The 16,513-nt window shown below is 68.4% G+C and carries 17 protein-coding genes; 5 read left to right on the forward strand and 12 right to left on the reverse strand.

The annotated features are described in order from the left end of the window. Positions 1 to 44: 44 nt before the first annotated feature. From ACP7AS_RS11085 to ACP7AS_RS11095, 3 genes are all read right to left on the reverse strand, one after another. Positions 45 to 329, reverse strand: coding sequence for a GIY-YIG nuclease family protein (locus tag ACP7AS_RS11085; protein WP_426028929.1), 285 nt, complete (start codon positions 327 to 329; stop codon positions 45 to 47). A gap of 73 nt (positions 330 to 402) precedes the next feature. Further along, on the reverse strand, positions 403 to 903 hold the full coding sequence (locus ACP7AS_RS11090; RefSeq protein WP_426028930.1) for a MaoC family dehydratase: 501 nt from the start codon (positions 901 to 903) through the stop codon (positions 403 to 405). A gap of 26 nt (positions 904 to 929) precedes the next feature. After that, positions 930 to 1,919 (reverse strand): threonine ammonia-lyase, encoded by a 990-nt coding sequence (locus ACP7AS_RS11095; RefSeq protein WP_426028931.1) that lies wholly within the window; start codon positions 1,917 to 1,919, stop codon positions 930 to 932. 178 nt (positions 1,920 to 2,097) lie between these two features. Here ACP7AS_RS11095 and glpK point away from each other — a divergent pair, with 178 nt between their 5' ends. After that, a complete protein-coding gene (glpK, locus tag ACP7AS_RS11100; protein WP_426028932.1) occupies positions 2,098 to 3,618 on the forward strand; it encodes a glycerol kinase GlpK in 1,521 nt (506 codons plus the stop codon). Then, positions 3,615 to 4,706: a phosphotransferase family protein gene (locus tag ACP7AS_RS11105; protein ID WP_426028933.1), complete on the forward strand. Its 1,092-nt coding sequence runs from the start codon at positions 3,615 to 3,617 to the stop codon at positions 4,704 to 4,706. The genes glpK and ACP7AS_RS11105 overlap by 4 nt, the downstream gene beginning before the upstream one ends. 3 nt (positions 4,707 to 4,709) lie before the next feature. Here the strand turns inward: ACP7AS_RS11105 and ACP7AS_RS11110 are convergent, their stop codons facing one another. The 5 genes from ACP7AS_RS11110 to ccmC form a co-directional block, all read right to left on the reverse strand. Next, positions 4,710 to 5,465, reverse strand: coding sequence for a DUF1223 domain-containing protein (locus ACP7AS_RS11110; protein WP_426028934.1), 756 nt, complete (start codon positions 5,463 to 5,465; stop codon positions 4,710 to 4,712). Between the two features lie 304 nt (positions 5,466 to 5,769). Then, positions 5,770 to 5,994 carry a hypothetical protein gene (locus ACP7AS_RS11115; RefSeq protein WP_426028935.1) on the reverse strand — a complete coding sequence of 75 codons (225 nt, stop codon included), beginning with the start codon at positions 5,992 to 5,994 and terminating at the stop codon, positions 5,770 to 5,772. Between the two features lie 34 nt (positions 5,995 to 6,028). Next, a complete protein-coding gene (locus tag ACP7AS_RS11120; protein WP_426028936.1) occupies positions 6,029 to 6,613 on the reverse strand; it encodes a DsbE family thiol:disulfide interchange protein in 585 nt (194 codons plus the stop codon). Continuing rightward, positions 6,610 to 6,807 carry a heme exporter protein CcmD gene (gene ccmD / locus ACP7AS_RS11125; protein ID WP_426028937.1) on the reverse strand — a complete coding sequence of 66 codons (198 nt, stop codon included), beginning with the start codon at positions 6,805 to 6,807 and terminating at the stop codon, positions 6,610 to 6,612. Before ccmD ends, ACP7AS_RS11120 begins: the two co-directional genes overlap by 4 nt. A gap of 2 nt (positions 6,808 to 6,809) precedes the next feature. Beyond that, a complete protein-coding gene (gene ccmC, locus ACP7AS_RS11130) occupies positions 6,810 to 7,529 on the reverse strand; it encodes a heme ABC transporter permease CcmC (RefSeq protein ID WP_426028938.1) in 720 nt (239 codons plus the stop codon). Positions 7,530 to 7,619: 90 nt separating this feature from the next. Between ccmC and ACP7AS_RS11135 the strand changes: the two genes are divergently transcribed. Then, positions 7,620 to 7,844, forward strand: a complete 225-nt coding sequence (locus tag ACP7AS_RS11135; protein WP_373253569.1) for an alkylphosphonate utilization protein — start codon at positions 7,620 to 7,622, stop codon at positions 7,842 to 7,844. A gap of 159 nt (positions 7,845 to 8,003) precedes the next feature. Here the strand turns inward: ACP7AS_RS11135 and ccmB are convergent, their stop codons facing one another. Both ccmB and ccmA read right to left on the reverse strand, forming a co-directional pair. Beyond that, a complete protein-coding gene (gene ccmB / locus ACP7AS_RS11140; RefSeq protein ID WP_426028939.1) occupies positions 8,004 to 8,669 on the reverse strand; it encodes a heme exporter protein CcmB in 666 nt (221 codons plus the stop codon). Continuing rightward, entirely contained in the window at positions 8,666 to 9,265 is a 600-nt protein-coding gene (gene ccmA / locus ACP7AS_RS11145) for a heme ABC exporter ATP-binding protein CcmA (protein WP_426028940.1), read from the reverse strand. The genes ccmB and ccmA overlap by 4 nt, the downstream gene beginning before the upstream one ends. Positions 9,266 to 9,616: 351 nt before the next feature. Between ccmA and acnA the strand changes: the two genes are divergently transcribed. Both acnA and ligD read left to right on the forward strand, forming a co-directional pair. Further along, positions 9,617 to 12,334 (forward strand): aconitate hydratase AcnA, encoded by a 2,718-nt coding sequence (gene acnA, locus ACP7AS_RS11150; protein ID WP_426028941.1) that lies wholly within the window; start codon positions 9,617 to 9,619, stop codon positions 12,332 to 12,334. A gap of 135 nt (positions 12,335 to 12,469) precedes the next feature. Beyond that, positions 12,470 to 15,043: a DNA ligase D gene (gene ligD, locus ACP7AS_RS11155; RefSeq protein ID WP_426029037.1), complete on the forward strand. Its 2,574-nt coding sequence runs from the start codon at positions 12,470 to 12,472 to the stop codon at positions 15,041 to 15,043. Positions 15,044 to 15,046: 3 nt separating this feature from the next. Here the strand turns inward: ligD and ACP7AS_RS11160 are convergent, their stop codons facing one another. After that, complete coding sequence (locus tag ACP7AS_RS11160) at positions 15,047 to 15,886, reverse strand: Ku protein (RefSeq protein WP_426028942.1); 840 nt, start codon at positions 15,884 to 15,886, stop codon at positions 15,047 to 15,049. 91 nt (positions 15,887 to 15,977) lie between these two features. Next, positions 15,978 to 16,508: a hypothetical protein gene (locus ACP7AS_RS11165; RefSeq protein WP_426028943.1), complete on the reverse strand. Its 531-nt coding sequence runs from the start codon at positions 16,506 to 16,508 to the stop codon at positions 15,978 to 15,980. Positions 16,509 to 16,513 lie beyond the last annotated feature (5 nt).

Here is a 16,513-nt window from a genome sequence, read left to right on the forward strand (position 1 = left end):
CGGCGAAAGCCGGGACCCAGTGCTTTCGCTGGAGCGTCGGCGGTTCAGGACAGCGTATCGAACAAATCGTTCCAGCCGGGGTTGGTTCGCTCGATCAGCTCCAGCTTCCAGACGCGTTTCCATTCCTTGATCTGACGCTCTCGCCGAAACGCGGCATCGCGGGTGTCGTGCCATTTGTACCAGACGAGAATCGTCGCCCCATATTTTGAGGCGAAACCTCGCCGGATCTTGTCGCGGTGCTCCGCTGTGCGACGAGCGAGATCATCGGTCGAGCCAGTGTAGAGGGTTCCGTTCCGACGGCTGGCGATGATGTAGGTGAAGAACGCCAACCGGAACCCTCGTTGGTAACGAAAGGACTGGGTCCCGGCTTTCGCCGGGACGAGCGGATTTATTTTGCACAAATCATGGTTGTGCTCTAGGGTGTGAACCCACCACCTGCATCCCCAGCCATTCCGCGATCAGGGCCGGCTTGTCGGCGCCCTCGATCTCGACCGTGACCTCGTGTTTCAGTAACCAGCGGCCGCCGCCCTTGTCGTCCGCCGACAGCAGCTTGAACCGTCCCCGGACGTTCGACCCCGCCGGCACCGGGGCGAGGAAGCGCAGTTTGTCGAAGCCGTAGTTGACGCCCATCACCACGCCCTCCAGCGGGGGAACGGCGTCATAGGTCATGGCCGACATCAGGCTGAGCGTCAGGAAGCCGTGGGCGATGGTGCCGCCGAACGGGGTCTGCGCCGCCGCGACCGGGTCGATGTGGATGAACTGGCGGTCTTCGGTGATCTCGGCGAAGGCGTCGATGCGGGCCTGATCGACGGTGATCCAGCGGCTGACGCCGACCTCCTGGCCGATCAGGCCGGGCAGGTCGGCGACGGGGGTGGGCAGACCCTGGCGTTCGGTGCGGCTCATGGACGAGGTCATGGGGGGAGAGGTCCTCAGGCGATGGGGGTGAAACGGTCTTCGATGATGGCGGCGAACAGGGCGGGGTCGACATTGCCGCCCGACAGGATGACGGCGGTGGTGCGGTCGCGGGCCTCGACCTTGCCCGCCAGGACGGCGGCCAGCGACACGGCCCCGCCGGGCTCGACCACCAGTTTCAGTGTCCTGAAGGCACAGCGGACGGCCTCGGCCACCTCGGCGTCGGACACGGTCTCGACCCGGTCTACCCGGCGGTTGATGGGAAAGGTCAGTTCGCCCGGCCGGTCCGTCATCAGGGAATCGCAGATGGTGCCGTGGGCGGGAGCGTGGGTCAGCCGCTCACCGGCCGCGATCGACAGCTGCATGTCGTTGTAGTCGCGCGGTTCGATCGCGATCACCGGGGTCTCCGGCGACAGGGCGGCCATGGCCAGATTGATCCCGGCGATCATGCCGCCGCCCGAAGCCCCGCAGGCCAGCTGGTCCAGGGTCAGGCCCAGGGCCTCGACATCCTCCAGGATCTCCAGCCCGATCGTTCCCTGACCCTCGATGACGAAGGGGTCGTCGAACGGGCGCACGAGGATGGAGCCGCGGGTCCGGGCGATCTCCTCGCCGATGGCCTCGCGGCTCTCGGTGTAGCGATCGTACATCCGTACCTCGCCGCCGAAGCCGATGACGCCATCGACCTTCACCCTGGGGCTATCGGCGGGCATGACGATGACGGCGCTGGTCCCCATCATGCGGGCGGCGCAGGCCACGGCCTGGGCGTGGTTGCCCGAGGAATAGGCCACCACGCCACGCGTGAGTTCGTCCGGCGTGAGACGGCTGATGCGGTTCCAGGCCCCGCGGAATTTGAAGGCCCCGGCGCGTTGCAGCGTCTCGACCTTGACCAGCACCCGGCCGCCGACGCGTTCGTTCAGCGCCGGGCTTTCGACCAGGGGGGTGCGGACGGCGTGGCCAAGCAATTGACGGGCGGCGTCGCGGACGCCTTCGAACGAAGCGGTGTGCATCACAGAGGTTTAGCGCGAAGCGTGGCTTTGATCACCCCTCCGTGCACCCCGGCGAATGCCGGGGTCCAGATCACAGGTGCGGGTTTCTGCCATTTGACCACCGCGGTCTGGATCTGGATCCCGGCATTCGCCGGAATGCACGGTTTGAGGTTTGAGGTCGGCGTTCTAACGTCGCTCCATGAACCGTCTCATCCTCGCCATCGACCAGGGCACGACGTCGACCCGCGCTATCGCGTTTGAAGCCGCGCCCGAAGGGGGACTGCAGCCCGTCGCGGTCAGCCAGATCGAGCTCGAACAGCATTTCCCGCAATCCGGCTGGGTCGAGCACGATGCGGCCGAGATCTGGGACGCGACGCTGCAGACCTGCCGCGCGGTCATCGCCGAGGCGGGCGGCGTGGACCGGTTCGCGGCGATCGGCATCACCAACCAGCGCGAGACCTCGGTGCTTTGGGACGTGACGACCGGCGAACCGCTGCACCGGGCCATCGTCTGGCAGGACCGGCGCACGGCAGACGCGACCTCGAAACTGGCCGCCGCCGGGCATGAGCCGAGGGTGCAGGCGGCGACGGGGCTGATCCTCGACCCCTATTTCTCCGCCTCGAAATTCGCCTGGCTGCTGGACGCGGTTCCGGGCGCGCGGCACCGGGCGGCGAAGGGCGAGGTCAAGGTCGGCACCATCGAGACCTGGCTGATCTGGAAGCTGACGGCCAAAAAAAACGGGGCGGGGGCCCGCCACGTCACCGACGCCACCAATGCCAGCCGTACCTCCCTGATGGACCTGGCCACGCGCCGGTGGCGGCCCGACCTCGCCGCGCTGTTCAATGTGCCGATGGCTGTGCTGCCGGAGATTCGCGGTTGCGCCGATCATCTGGGGGACTGTGAACCGTCGCTGTTCGGGGCGGCCCTGCCCATCCATGGCGCGGCGGGGGACCAGCAGGCGGCGCTGGTCGGCCACGGCGCGCTCAAGGCCGGGGACGCCAAGATCACCTATGGCACCGGCGCCTTCCTCGTCGCCAATGTGGGGGCGGCGCCTGTCGCCTCGACCAGCCGGCTGCTGGGGACGCTGGGCTATGCCGTCGGCGACGACGTCGCCTGGGCGCTGGAGGGGTCGATCTTCTCGGCGGGGTCGGCGATCCAGTGGCTCCGGGACGGGCTGAAGGTCATCAGCGAGTCCGGTGAGTCCGAAGCCATGGCGCAGGGGCTGAAGGACAACGGCGGCGTCTACCTTGTGCCCGGCTTCACCGGTCTGGGGGCACCCTGGTGGGAACCGGACGCGCGGGGCACCATCACCGGCCTGACCCGGGACAGCGGGCCCGCCCATTTCGTCCGGGCGGCGCTCGAGAGCCTGGCCTATCAGACCCGCGACCTGCTGGACGCCCTGGCCCGGGACGGGGCCCCCCGACTGAAGGTGCTGAAGGTCGACGGCGGGGTCACGGCCAACGCCTTCGCCATGCAGTTCGTCGCCGACATCTGCGAGGTAGAGGTTGAGCGACCCGCCTTCCAGGAAATGACGGCGCTGGGGGCGGCCAAGCTGGCGGCGCTGGGCGTCGGTCTGATCGGCGATCTGGAGGATCATCCGGTCGAGGCTCCCGAGCGCTGGACGCCGCGCATGGAGGCCGTCGAACGCGATCGTCTTCTGGGGGGCTGGCGCGGGGCCGTGCGGGCCGCCATCATCGCCGCGAATCCGGATCCGACATGACCCCGCCAGACCTTTCCGACCCGTCCCTCTCCGATGCCCAGGCGACCTTCTCCGGGACCCGGGAGGTCGATCCCCGCCATGCCCTCGACGAGGTGGCGCTGGACCGCTGGCTGACGGCCCATGTCGAGGACTATGCCGGGCCGCTGACCTTGCGTCAGTTCAAGGGTGGCCAGTCGAACCCGACCTATGAGCTGGCCACGGCGGAGCGGACCTATGTGCTGCGCCGCAAGCCGCCGGGCACCCTTCTGGCCAGCGCCCATGCCGTGGACCGCGAGTTCACCGTCATTTCGGCCCTGCACAAACAGGGATATCCGGTCGCACGACCCTATGCTCTGTGTACGGACGATGCGGTGATCGGGTCGATGTTCTACGTCATGGACAAGGTCGAGGGCCGGGTCCTCTGGGATCTGAAACTGCCCGGGATGGAGCCGGTGCAGCGCCGGGCCATCTATGACGTCCAGGTGGATGCGCTGGCGGCCCTGCACGCCTTCGACCCCGTCGCCATCGGCCTCGGCGACTACGGCCGGCCGGGAAACTATTTCGAGCGGCAGGTCGGGCGCTGGACCAAACAGTACCGGGCGTCCGAGATCGAGCCGATCGCGGCCATGGACCGGCTGATCGAATTCCTGCCCGCGACCCTGCCGCCCGAGGGGCCGACGCGGATCGTCCACGGCGACTTCCGTCTCGACAACATCATCCTGGCCCCGGACGCCGCCGAGGTGCGGGCGGTGCTGGACTGGGAGCTGTCGACGCTGGGCGATCCGATGGCGGACTTTTCCTATCTGCTGATCGCCTGGGTGATCCCGGCGACCGCCCGCAACGGTCTGGCCGGGGCCGACATCGAGGCGCTGGGCATTCCGTCGGTGGCTGAAACCGTCGAGCGTTACGCCCGGCTGACCGGGGCGACGCCGGAAAACCTCGACTGGCTGTTCGCCTATAATCTGTTCCGGCTGGCGGCCATCTGTCAGGGCATCGCCGGGCGGGTGCGCGACGGCACGGCCGCCAGCGTCCACGCCCGCACTATGGCCGAACAGGTGCCGATGCTGGCGGCGGGCGCCTTGAGCTTCGCGAAAAAGGCCGGGGCCTGAGGCCTAGCGCGGCGGCAGCACGGCACCGGTCAGGATACGCCGGTCGCCCTTGCCCTGAACCAGGATGGCGACCGCCTGATCGGGATCGCGCGTCGCGGGCAGGGCATAGAGGCGTGGCTGGCCGGTCCAGTCGCCCAGCGTCCTGACGGATCGCACGACGTTGGTGTGACGCACGCTGCGGCCGCGGTTGTCGCCCCGGTCGATCTCCACCGTCTGCGGACCGGGCGTATACATCACCGCCAGGACCTCCGCCCCGCCGGCGGGCACCGGACCCGAGCCGACGCCGACCCGGTCGCCGCTTTCGCGGAACTCGATCTCGGGCGGGAAGACGCGGCGCGCGGCCTCTTCATCGATGGCGGACTGAAGGGCGGCCTCGCCCCCTCCGACGACCTGACGGCGGCCGTCGATCACCACCTGCGGTGTGGACACGTCGCGCAGGCGCAGCGGCCGGCGATAGGCGCGCTGACGCTGGGCGAATTCGGGCTTGGCGAAGGTGTCGTCCCAGCCGAGATAGTCCCAGTAGTCGACGGCCCAGGTCAGGGCGATGACGCCGGGTTCGCCAGCCACGGCCTCGAAACGGGCGTTGGCCTCGGGGCAGCCGGCACAGCCCTGGGCGGTGAAAAGTTCGACCACGACGGGCTCGGGCGGCGGGGCGTCGCGATGGACCACGCGCCGCGCCGCCGGCTGGGCTCCCGCCCCTGCCGCCAGCAAGGCGGCCGCCAGGGCCGCCGCAGGGATGATCCAGCCCCTCGTGCGCATGGGCGCGAGGTTAATCACGGCAGGCGAAAAGACGCCGCTCATTTTCGCGTGAAGGCTGACCGGACCGGGGGAAAAACCAGGTTCAATCGACATTCAGCAGAGCGGCGGGTCGTCCATCAGACACCGTCTTTCCGGGGCCGCGTAGCGGAACCCGGAATCCAGGGGACTGGACTCGATACTGGAACGTGAGGCGGACGGCGGCGTCCAGACAACTGGATTCCGGGTTCTTGTCCCGGCTACGCCGGTCCCAGCCCCGGAATGACGTGGGAGGGAGACGGTATCGCCTTCCGGGTGTCGATTGAAACTAGACCCGGATATCCAGCAGGGCACCGGGCCGGGTCGGGCGGTCGTCAAAGGCCGCCGGGGTCGGCCGGGGCGCGGCGGACCGCAGGTCGGGCCCGGCGGGGGCTCCCTGGACCTTGTCCAGCGCCGCCTTGAAGAAGTCCGAGCGCGAGGCGCGCGCGGGCGACGCGCCGCCGGGCTGTGATGGGAACAGGTTGGTCGGCAGATCGGGTCGAATCGCGCTCATGCCGACAGGGTTAACCAAAACCGTCGGAAAGGGGTTAACGGCCCTCGCCGTCTCCCCGGGTGGTCGCGGTCGGCAACGGACGCGGCGGGGCCTGGATGGCGGCGACCATCCGTTCGATCTCGGCGTCGTCGACCATCGGCCCGCTCGACTTGGCCACGACCTTGCCCATGGCGTTAACGGCAAAGGTCTCGGGCGCGCCGGTGATGCCCAGATCCAGCCCCGCCCGGCCCTCCTGGTCGACCAGCACCATGGAATAGGGGTCGCCCAGTTCGTCGAGGAAGGCGCGAGTATCGGCGGGCGCGTCCTTCCAGGCGACGCCGACGACGGCGACGCCGCGCGCCCTGAGCGCCATCAGCTTCGGATGCTCGACCTTGCAGGGCAGGCACCAGCTGGCGAAGACGTTGACCAGCATCGGCCGGCCGACGCCGGCGGTCTTCAGATCGACCTGTCCGGGACCCGGCTGATCGCCCGTCAGGATCGGCAGGACGGTTTCCGGGATCGACTGGCCGACCAGGGCGTCCGGCTTGATCGCCGGATCCCGCTTCAGCGACCAGCCGATGAACAGGGCCGCCAGGGCCACCAGAACGACCAGCGGGATCAGCGAAAACCAGCGGTTCATTCGGGTTGCGCTGCCGGGCTTTGCGCGGCCCGGGCGCGGGGGGTGCCCAGGTCCTGGTCGAGCTGCTTCAGGGCCGCGTTCCAGCGACGGGCGGCGATCACCGCGCGGGCGGCGAGGGCGGCGAGGACGATCGCGCTGATGCCCCAGGCGGGCCAGACGAAGCCGGCATAGGCCCCCATGTCGAGGTCAATCATGGTCAGGCCTCAAGAGCGCTGCGGGCGCGCAGGGTCACGACCCGGCGACGCACGATTTCGGTGCGGATGGCGGTGATCCAGACGGCGAGGAACAGGACGCCGTAGGCGGCCATCATCGTCAGCAGCGGGGCCAGGAAGACCGCGGGCATGGCCGGACCGTCAGCGCGCATCAGGGACGCCGGCTGGTGCAGGGTGTTCCACCAGTCGACCGAGAATTTGACGATCGGCAGATTGACCAGACCGACCAGCCCCAGCACCGCTGCGGCGCGCGCCGCCTTGGCCTCGTCGTCGATCGAGGCGCGCAGGGCCATGTAGCCGAGGTAGAACAGGAACAGGATCAGCACCGACATCAGTCGCGCGTCACCCCACGCCCACCAGGCCCCCCACATGGGCTTGCCCCACAGGCTACCGGTGATCAGGGCCAGCGCCGTATAGGCCAAGCCCGGCAGGGCGGCGGCCCGGGCCGCCGCATCGGCCAGAGGATGGCGGAACACCAGAGCGAAGAAGCTGGAAACCCCCAGCGCCGCATAGATCATCAGACCGACCGACGCCGCCGGGACGTGCACGAACATGATCCGCACCGTGTCGCCCTGCTGGTAGTCCTCGGGCGCGGTGAAGGCGAACCAGGTCCCGACGGCCAGCAGAACGGCGGCCAGACCCCAGAGCGCGGGCGTCAGCGGGCGGGTGAAGCGCAGGAAGCGGTCGGGATTGGCGAGGAACATCGAGACTTCTTTAATGCGCTATCGTGCGTCGCGCTACTTGGGTGCTGGCCCTGTGCTAGAGCGTCGCGCCTGAACCGCGAAAGAGCCGCCATGACCGACGACGTGACCAAGGACTCCAACGGCAATGTCCTCGCCGACGGCGACAGCGTGACCCTGATCAAGGACTTGAAGGTCAAGGGTTCGGGCGGCGTGACCCTGAAGCGCGGCCAGCTGGTCAAGAACATCCGCCTGACCGGCGACACCGACGAGATCGAGGCCAATGTCGACAAGGTGCGCGGCCTGGTGCTGCGGACCGAGTTCGTGAAGAAGGCCTGAGGGACAGCCCTCTTTTTTCCGCTCATCCCGGCGAAAGCCGGGACCCAGTCCTGTCCAGCGTGACGCCGGCGCTTCCGGACTGCGAGCGCGCAGACCTGCCGCGAGTTATCTTCCAAAGCACTGGGTCCCGGCTTTCGCCGGGATGAACGAAACAGGGGGCTACCCCTGCGCGTTCCTGATCGCCGCCGCCGCCGCAAACGGCGTGACCACGGTGGCGAACAGGACATAGGCGGCGAGGAAGGCGAGGGCGGGGGCCGGGTCGAGGCCGTTCGCGGCCCGCTCCAGGGCCCCCGCGCCGAACACCACCGGCGGAATGAACAGCGGCAGGACGACGACCGCGATCAGCAGGCCGCCACGCCGGGCACCGAGCGCCAGGGCGGCACCCAGCGCCCCGGTCAGGGCGAAGCCGAGGCTGCCGATCAGGGCCGACAGGCCGACCAGCGGCGCCAGACCGGGTGGCAGGCCGAGGGTAATGGCGGCGAGCGGGGCGGTGATCGCCAGCGGAACCCCCACCGCCAGCCACTGGGCCTTGGCCTTGGCCAGAACGACCAGTTCCAGCGGCACGGGGCCGAGGGTGATCAGGTCCAGGGCGCCGTCCTCGTGGTCGCGTTCGAACAGCCGCTCCAGCGACAGGATCGACGACAGGGCCAGTGCCAGCCAGGCGATCCCTCCCGCCACCGGCTTCAGGCCCGCCGGATCGCCGCCCGCCGCCAGCGGCACCAGCACGGTCAGGCACAGGAAGAAGCCGCAGGCCAGCAGGGGACCGCCGCCGCCCGACCAGGCCATGGCGACCTCGCGCCGCCACAGGTGGATCAGCGCCCTCATCGCCCGGCCCCGATGTCGAGCGCGCGGGCCGGAACGGGCAGGGGATCATGCACGGCGGCGATCAGGCCGCCGCCCTTGTCCAGATGCGCCTGCATCAGCAGGCCGAGCGCGGCGCGCCAGCGGGCGTCCAGCGGGGCGAAGGGTTCGTCCAGCAGCCAGATCGGGCGCGGTGCGGCGATCAGCCGGGCAAAGGCGAGGCGGCGGCGCTGACCCGCCGACAGCTTGCGCACCTCCAGATCCAGCAGGGGCTCGAGCGCCAGAACATCGACCGCGGCGGCGATCCCGTCGGCGGTCGCGCCGGACCACTGCGCCTGGAAGGTCAGTTCCTCGCGGGCGCGGCGGCCGGTCTTGAGGCCGTCCAGATGGCCCAGCCAGTGGATGTGACGGGCCCGGGCCTCGGCGGGGTCGGCGTCTGCGAAGACGACGGTCCCGGCCTCGGGCCGGATGAAGCCGGCGAGGGTGCGCAGCAGGCTGGTCTTGCCCGCGCCGTTCGCCCCGGTCAGGGCGATCGCCTCGCCCGAGGCCAGCGCGAACGACAGGTCCCGGAACAGAAGGCGTTCGCCGCGTGAGACGGTGAGGGAAGTTGCTGTGATCATCCCTTCCCCCCTTGCGGGGGAAGGTGGCAGGCGGAGCCTGACGGATGGGGAGTGAGACGCCGTAGAGACCGATTGGCGAACATTTGCTCCCGTCTGCCAAATGTACCAGCACCCCCATCCGACCTGCTCCGCAGGCCACCTTCCCCCGTAAAGGGGGAAGGAAGGTTGAGAACGTTTCGCAATACCCCTGCATCCATCGTGGATACATGGACCTTCTCCGCAACCCTCGCTATACGCGGCCTCGCCGCAGCAGGCGTTCGCCGCGCGCGTCGGGGACCTGTGCGCCCCGCCGTCGACCGCGCGAACGTGCAACCGGATTGTCGGGCGGCGTTGACCAGAGGAAGCCTCTCCATGCCGTCGAACGACAGCCTCAAGACCCGTCAGGACCTTTCCGTCGGGCGCAAGAAATACGCCTTCTACAGCCTTCCCGCCGCCGAGGAAGCCGGTCTGGCCGGGATTTCCCGCCTGCCGCGCTCGATGAAGGTGCTGCTCGAGAACCTGTTGCGCAACGAGGACGGGGTTTCCGTCACCGAAGCCGACCTGCGCGCCGTCGCCGCCTGGATCGACAACAAGGGTGCCGTCGAGCACGAGATCGCCTTCCGTCCGGCCCGCGTCCTGATGCAGGACTTCACCGGCGTCCCCGCCGTGGTCGACCTGGCCGCCATGCGCGACGCCATGAGCGCTCTCGGTGCCGACGCGACGAAGATCAATCCGCTGGTGCCCGTCGACCTGGTCATCGACCACTCGGTCATGGTCGACCATTTCGGCACGCCCGGTGCCTTCAACCAGAACGTCGAGCGCGAATATGAGCGCAACATCGAGCGCTACAATTTCCTGCGCTGGGGGTCTTCGGCCTTCAACAATTTCCGCGTCGTGCCCCCCGGCACCGGCATCTGCCACCAGGTGAACCTCGAGAATCTGGCCCAGACCGTCTGGACGCTGGAAGAGGGCAAGAAGACCGTCGCCTATCCCGACACCGTCGTCGGTACCGACAGCCACACCACCATGATCAACGGCCTGGCCGTTCTGGGCTGGGGCGTCGGCGGCATCGAGGCCGAGGCGGCCATGCTGGGCCAGCCCATCCCGATGCTGATCCCGGAAGTCATCGGCTTCAGACTGACCGGTGCCATGTCCGAGGGCACGACGGCCACCGACCTGGTGCTGACCGTCACCCAGATGCTGCGCAAGAAGGGCGTGGTCGGCAAATTCGTCGAATTCTTCGGCCCCGGCGTGACCGCCCTGACCATCGAGGATCAGGCCACCATCGCCAACATGGCTCCGGAATACGGCGCCACCTGCGGCTTCTTCCCCGTCTCGGCCGCCACCATCGCCTATCTGACCGCCACGGGCCGCGACAAGGCGCGCGTCGCCCTGGTCGAGGCCTATGCCAAGGCCCAGGGCCTGTGGATCGACGAGACCTCGGAAGACCCGGTCTTCACCGACGTGCTGGAACTGGACATGGGCACGGTCGTGCCGTCGCTGGCCGGTCCGAAGCGTCCGCAGGACAAGGTCGAGCTGACCGTCGCCGCCCCGTCGTTCGAAACGGCGCTGGGCGAGGTCTTCAGCCGCCCGACCGACGCTCCGCGCGTCCCGGTCGAGGGTGAGAAATTCGACCTCGGCGACGGCGATGTGGTCATCGCCGCCATCACCTCCTGCACCAACACCTCCAACCCGTCTGTCCTGATCGCCGCCGGTCTGGTGGCGCGCAAGGCGAAGAAGCTGGGCCTGTCGGTCAAGCCGTGGGTCAAGACCTCGCTGGCCCCCGGCTCGCAGGTGGTCACCGACTATCTGACCGCCGCCGGCCTGCAGGCTGACCTCGACGCCATGGGCTTCAACCTGGTCGGCTACGGCTGCACCACCTGCATCGGCAACTCGGGCCCGCTGTCGGACAGCATCTCAAAGGCCATCAACGACAACGGTCTGGTCGCCACCTCGGTACTGTCGGGCAACCGCAATTTCGAGGGCCGGGTGAACCCCGACGTCCAGGCCAACTATCTGGCCTCGCCGCCGCTGGTCGTGGCCTATGCCCTGGCCGGGTCCATGCGGATCGACATCTCGAAGGATCCGATCGGTCAGGACAAGAAGGGCAAGGACGTCTTCCTGAAGGACGTCTGGCCGACCTCGAAAGAGATCGCCGACATCCAGAAGAAATGCGTCACCCCGGCCATGTTTGCCAAACGCTATGCCGACGTCTTCAAGGGCGACAAGCACTGGCAGGGCATCAAGGTCGAGGGCGGTCAGACCTACGCCTGGGACGACGCCTCGACCTATGTCGCCAACCCGCCCTATTTCGAGGGTCTGTCGATGGAGCCGACGCCGGTCGTCGACATCGTCGAGGCCCGCGTTCTGGCCATCTTCGGCGACTCGATCACCACCGACCACATCAGCCCGGCCGGTTCGATCAAGAAGACCTCGCCGGCGGGCGCCTATCTGACAAACCGCGGCGTCGACGCCCTGGACTTCAACAGCTACGGCGCGCGCCGTGGCCACCACGAAGTCATGATGCGCGGCACCTTCGCCAACATCCGCATCCGCAACAGGATCACCCCCGACATCGAGGGTGGGGTGACCAAGCATTTCCCGTCGCAGGACACGATGTCCATCTACGACGCCGCCATGCGCTACCAGTCCGAGGGCCGGCCGCTGGTCGTGTTCGCGGGCAAGGAATACGGCACCGGCTCGTCGCGTGACTGGGCCGCCAAGGGCACCCGCCTGCTGGGCGTCCGCGCCGTGCTGGCCGAGAGCTATGAGCGGATCCACCGCTCCAACCTGGTCGGAATGGGCGTTGTGCCGCTGCAGTTCAAGGCCGACGGCTGGACCCGCCTGGGCCTGACCGGGGAAGAGATCGTCACCATCCGCGGCCTGTCCGACGTCAATGTCGGCAAGCTGCGCCCGCGTCAGGACCTGTGGGTCGAGCTGTTCCGCCCGTCGGACGGCAAGATGGCCCGCTTCCCGGTCCGCTGCCGCATCGATAACCAGACCGAGCTGGACTACTTCAAGGCCGGCGGGGTCATGCCCTACGTCCTGCGCAACCTGGCGCGTGGCCCGGAAGCCGTCGCGGCGGAATAGCGCCCCGGGCGGCGCACACGCGCTTCAGACCAGACCGGAAGAGGGCCGGCGGAGCGATCCGCCGGCCCTTTCTCATGGCGATTTGGCGGTCCATCCGCCGTGCAACGGTTTGTCGACGGACGCATTAGCTTGGCCATGCGCGGGGAGTTGAAAACCTACCAGGCCAAGCGGCGGTTCGACGAGACGCCCGAGCCGAAGGGGACGCGGGCCACCCGCAAGGGCACGGCTCCGTTGCGATATCTGATCCAGCGGCACGCGGCGACGCGGCTGCACTACGACTTCCGTATCGAGCACGACGGCGTGCTCAAGTCCTGGGCGGTGACCAAGGCCCCGTCGCGCGATCCAGCGGTCAAGCGACTGGCCGTGGCGGTCGAGGACCACCCGATGGACTACGGGGGCTTTGAGGGCACGATTCCGGCGGGCAACTACGGCGCGGGCACGGTCCAGATGTGGGACGAGGGCAGATGGACGCCACAGCACCCCGAGACGCTGGAAGCCGACTTCGCCAGGGGCTCGGTCAAGATGTTGCTCGACGGCGAGCGGCTCAAGGGCGGCTGGGCCCTGGTGCGGCTGAAGTCGGATCGTGGCAAGCCCCAAGAGAGCGGCAAACTTCGCAGCAACTGGCTGCTGATCAAGGAGAAGGACGACCACGCGGTCCCGGGCGAAGGCGACGCCCTGGCCGAGATCGACGCCTCGGTGACGACCGGACGATCGCTGGCCGAGATCGCGGAGGGCAAGACGCAATGGACGTCATCGAAGCCGACCGGCCGCAAGACACCGGCCAAACCCAAACCGTCGAAAGCCGCCGCCAGCAAGACGACCCGCGCGCCTGCCTTCATCCCGATCCAGCTGTGCAAGGTGGCGGATCATCCACCCGGCGCGGCGGGTTGGGCGCATGAGATCAAATTCGACGGCTATCGCCTCCAGATCGGCGTCGGCGGCGGCAAGGCGGTGCTGAGGACGCGCAAGGGGCTGGACTGGAGCGACCGGTTTCCCGAGCTGGCCGGCGACGCCGCGACCTGGCCGGATGCCGTGCTGGACGGAGAGCTGTGCGCCCTCGACGCCGATCACATGCCGGACTTTTCGGCGCTGCAGTCGGCCATCACGGACGGTCGGACCGGTGACCTCATCTATTTCGCCTTTGACCTGCTGTTCGAGGGGGCCGAGGACCTGCGCAAACTGCCGCTGTCGCACCGCAAGGCGCGACTGCAGGCCTATGTCGATCGCGTCGGCCCGGCGAAGGTGAAGCGGTTGCGCTACGTCGAGCATTTCGGCTCGACCGGTCAGGCCGTGCTGGAAAGCGCCTGCCGGATGGACCTTGAGGGCGTGATCTCCAAGAAACTGGACGCGCCCTACCACGCGGGGCGCTCGTCCAGCTGGGTGAAGTCGAAATGCCGGGGTCGGGATGAAGTCGTCATCGGCGGCTGGTCGTCAGAGGGCGGCACGCGGTTCCGCTCGCTGCTGGTCGGGGTCCGCGAAAAGGGCGGCCTCCGCTATCTGGGTCGGGTCGGCACGGGCTACGGCGCGTTGGTGACGAAGACCCTGACCCCGGCCCTCAAGGCCGTGGCGGCGGATAGCAGCCCCTTCGCCGGCGCGGGCGCGCCCAAGGCGGCGGCGGACATCCACTGGCTCAAACCCGTCCTCGTCGCCGAGATCGAGCACGGCGGCTACACCGAGGCCGGGTCCCTGCGTCACGCCGCCTTCAAGGGCCTGCGCGAGGACAAGACCGCCGCCGAGGTGACCGAGGCACCGCAGGCCCCTGCCGGGACGAAATCGACCACCAGCGTCAAGGCTCCCTCGAAGCCGGGCAAGGTCGTGGTCGCGGGCGTGACGATCTCCAGCCCCGACAAGATTCTCTGGCCGGCCCGAGACGGCCGCCCGGCGCTGACCAAGGCCGACCTTGCCCGCTACTATGAGGCGGCGGCGGAGCGGATCCTGCCGCACGTGCGGGATCGGCCGACGTCGATCATTCGCGCGCCGGAGGGCATCGGCGGCGAGACCTTCTTCCAGCGCCACGCGATGGCGGGTTCGAACCCCCGGCTGAAGCTGATCGATGTGAAGGCGCGCACGCCCTATGTCGCGGCGATGGACGTGGGCGGTCTGGTCGCGATCGGCCAGTCGGGCGGACTGGAGCTGCACCCCTGGGGCTGCAAGCCCGGGGACCCCGAAGTGCCTGACCAGATCACCTTCGACCTCGATCCTGACGAGGGCCTCGACTTTGGTGACGTGATCGCCGCCGCAAAAACGGTGAAGACGAAGCTCGAGAGTCTGGGCCTGGTGCCCTTCGTCAAGACCACGGGGGGCAAGGGCCTGCACGTCGTGGTTCCGATCCGGGCGGACGCCCGCAGCCGGGTCACCTGGGACCAGAACAAGGCCTTCGCCAGGGCGGTGTCAGAGGCCCTTCGGATCGAGGCACCGGACCGGTTCACGCCGACGCTGGCCAAAAAGGCGCGGGGCGGGAAGATCTTCCTCGACTATCTGCGCAATGGCCGGATGGCGACGGCGGTGGCCCCGTGGTCCCCGCGGGCACGGCCGGGGGCCGGCATTGCCCTGCCCCTGTCGTGGGGGCAGGTGAAGGCGGGGCTCGATCCGTCGGCCTTCAATCTGTGGACCTATGAGGCGCTGCTGACGAAGCCGGATCCGTGGAAGGATTTCAGGGCGGCAGAGGTCAGTCTCAGGCCCGCGCTGAAGGTGATGGGCGTAGCCTGAGACTCAGGCGGCTGATTTCTTCTTCGCGGCCGGCTTCTTCGCCGGAGCCTTTTTCAGTGTCGGGTTCGCAGAGCCTTTCAGACTGCTTTTCAACGCGGCCATGAGGTCTATCACATTGGTGTCGTCCGGCTCGGCGACCCCGACAGTACCCTTGCCCCCCTTCGTCTTCGCCGCGATCATCTCGCGGAGGGCGTCGTCGTATCGGTCCTTGAAGTCCGCCGGCTCGAAATCGGACTGCTTCTGGCTGATGATGCGGGCGGCGATCTCGACCATGTCGGCGTCGGCCTTCACCGTCGGGATGTCGTCGAAATAATCGGCGGCGTCGCGGACCTCGTCATGGGCGCGCAGGGTCCAGGCGATCAGACCCTTGCCGCGCACTTCCAGCGCCAGCTGACGCTCCTTGCCGCGCAGTACGAGGCAGCCGAGAGCCACCTTGCCCTGCTTTTTCATGGCGTCGCGAATGACGGCGAAGGCTTCGACCCCGGCCCCCTTCTCCGGCACCACATAGAAGGGGTCTTCCCAATAGAGGCGGTCGATCTCGCTCTCGTCGACGAATTTGTCGATGGAGATGACCCGGGTGCTCTCGAGCTTGACGCGGTCGAAGTCGGCCTCGTCGAACAGGACGTATTCGTCCTTGGAGACCTCGTAGCCGCGCACCAGTTCGCTGCGCTCTACCGGCCCGGTGTCCGGATCGGTCGGCACCATGCGGATGCGGTTGTTGGTTTCGGGATTGACCAGGTGAAACCGGACGTCACCCGCGCTGGAGGTCGCGGTGAACAGGGCTACAGGACAGGTGACCAGGGACAATTTCAGATGTCCCTGCCAGGTGGGGCGAGCGGCCATGGCGTTGTTCTCCTCGACGGTCGGAATGCTCCACGACCGTCTGAGTTCGATTGTCTGGCGAATCGACAAGGAGACGATGGCCGCGTTCGTCTCAGCCCGCCGTCGCGTTATGCGGCCCGCGGTCCCGCGGATTGCGGCCGAAGGCCTGTTCGCAGACGGTGCGGCCGAAGGCTTCGGAGACCATCATCTGGCGGTCGCCGAGGACACCGCCGAGGCGGCCCTGGGCGCTGGTCGCCACCGAGACGGGGAAGCGGCCGACGACGCGGTTGTCGTGGGTCGGATCGACGAACTCGACCGTTCCGGACAGGGTGTGGGTGCCCTCGCCGGTCAGCAGGGTCTGGACCCGGCCGGCGCGCTGCATCGCGTCGATGTGGACGCGCAGATTGATCGGTGCCGTGCCCCACATGCAGCGGCCCAGTTCCTCCCGGACTTCGGCCGAAAAGGTCTCGGCGAAATCATCCTCGGCGTTCAGCCAGCCGGTCGACAGGGTGACGCTGCCGATCTGGGCGGTTTCCTGCAGGCCGATCGGCAGGGCCAGCGGGGCCCCACCCTGCACGACGGGGGCGCAGGCGGCTGTGGCGGACAGGACGGCGAATGCCGCGGTGGCGATCAGGCTCTTCATCGGGC

It is taken from the genome of Brevundimonas sp. TWP2-3-4b2 (genome assembly GCF_049897345.1).
In the GTDB taxonomy this organism is placed as follows: Bacteria; Pseudomonadota; Alphaproteobacteria; order Caulobacterales; family Caulobacteraceae; genus Brevundimonas.

Excerpts from the sequence above, each read along its gene's own strand:
- ACP7AS_RS11090 (WP_426028930.1), bottom strand. The coding sequence starts at position 903 with ATGAGCCGCACCGAACGCCAGGGTCTGCCCACCCCCGTCGCCGACCTG.
- ACP7AS_RS11095 (WP_426028931.1), bottom strand. The coding sequence starts at position 1,919 with ATGCACACCGCTTCGTTCGAAGGCGTCCGCGACGCCGCCCGTCAATTG.
- glpK (WP_426028932.1), top strand. The coding sequence starts at position 2,098 with ATGAACCGTCTCATCCTCGCCATCGACCAGGGCACGACGTCGACCCGC.
- ACP7AS_RS11105 (WP_426028933.1), top strand. The coding sequence starts at position 3,615 with ATGACCCCGCCAGACCTTTCCGACCCGTCCCTCTCCGATGCCCAGGCG.
- ACP7AS_RS11110 (WP_426028934.1), bottom strand. The coding sequence starts at position 5,465 with ATGCGCACGAGGGGCTGGATCATCCCTGCGGCGGCCCTGGCGGCCGCC.
- ACP7AS_RS11115 (WP_426028935.1), bottom strand. The coding sequence starts at position 5,994 with ATGAGCGCGATTCGACCCGATCTGCCGACCAACCTGTTCCCATCACAG.
- ACP7AS_RS11120 (WP_426028936.1), bottom strand. The coding sequence starts at position 6,613 with ATGAACCGCTGGTTTTCGCTGATCCCGCTGGTCGTTCTGGTGGCCCTG.
- ccmD (WP_426028937.1), bottom strand. The coding sequence starts at position 6,807 with ATGATTGACCTCGACATGGGGGCCTATGCCGGCTTCGTCTGGCCCGCC.
- ccmC (WP_426028938.1), bottom strand. The coding sequence starts at position 7,529 with ATGTTCCTCGCCAATCCCGACCGCTTCCTGCGCTTCACCCGCCCGCTG.
- ACP7AS_RS11135 (WP_373253569.1), top strand. The coding sequence starts at position 7,620 with ATGACCGACGACGTGACCAAGGACTCCAACGGCAATGTCCTCGCCGAC.
- ccmB (WP_426028939.1), bottom strand. The coding sequence starts at position 8,669 with ATGAGGGCGCTGATCCACCTGTGGCGGCGCGAGGTCGCCATGGCCTGG.
- ccmA (WP_426028940.1), bottom strand. The coding sequence starts at position 9,265 with ATGATCACAGCAACTTCCCTCACCGTCTCACGCGGCGAACGCCTTCTG.
- acnA (WP_426028941.1), top strand. The coding sequence starts at position 9,617 with ATGCCGTCGAACGACAGCCTCAAGACCCGTCAGGACCTTTCCGTCGGG.
- ligD (WP_426029037.1), top strand. The coding sequence starts at position 12,470 with ATGCGCGGGGAGTTGAAAACCTACCAGGCCAAGCGGCGGTTCGACGAG.
- ACP7AS_RS11160 (WP_426028942.1), bottom strand. The coding sequence starts at position 15,886 with ATGGCCGCTCGCCCCACCTGGCAGGGACATCTGAAATTGTCCCTGGTC.
- ACP7AS_RS11165 (WP_426028943.1), bottom strand. The coding sequence starts at position 16,508 with ATGAAGAGCCTGATCGCCACCGCGGCATTCGCCGTCCTGTCCGCCACA.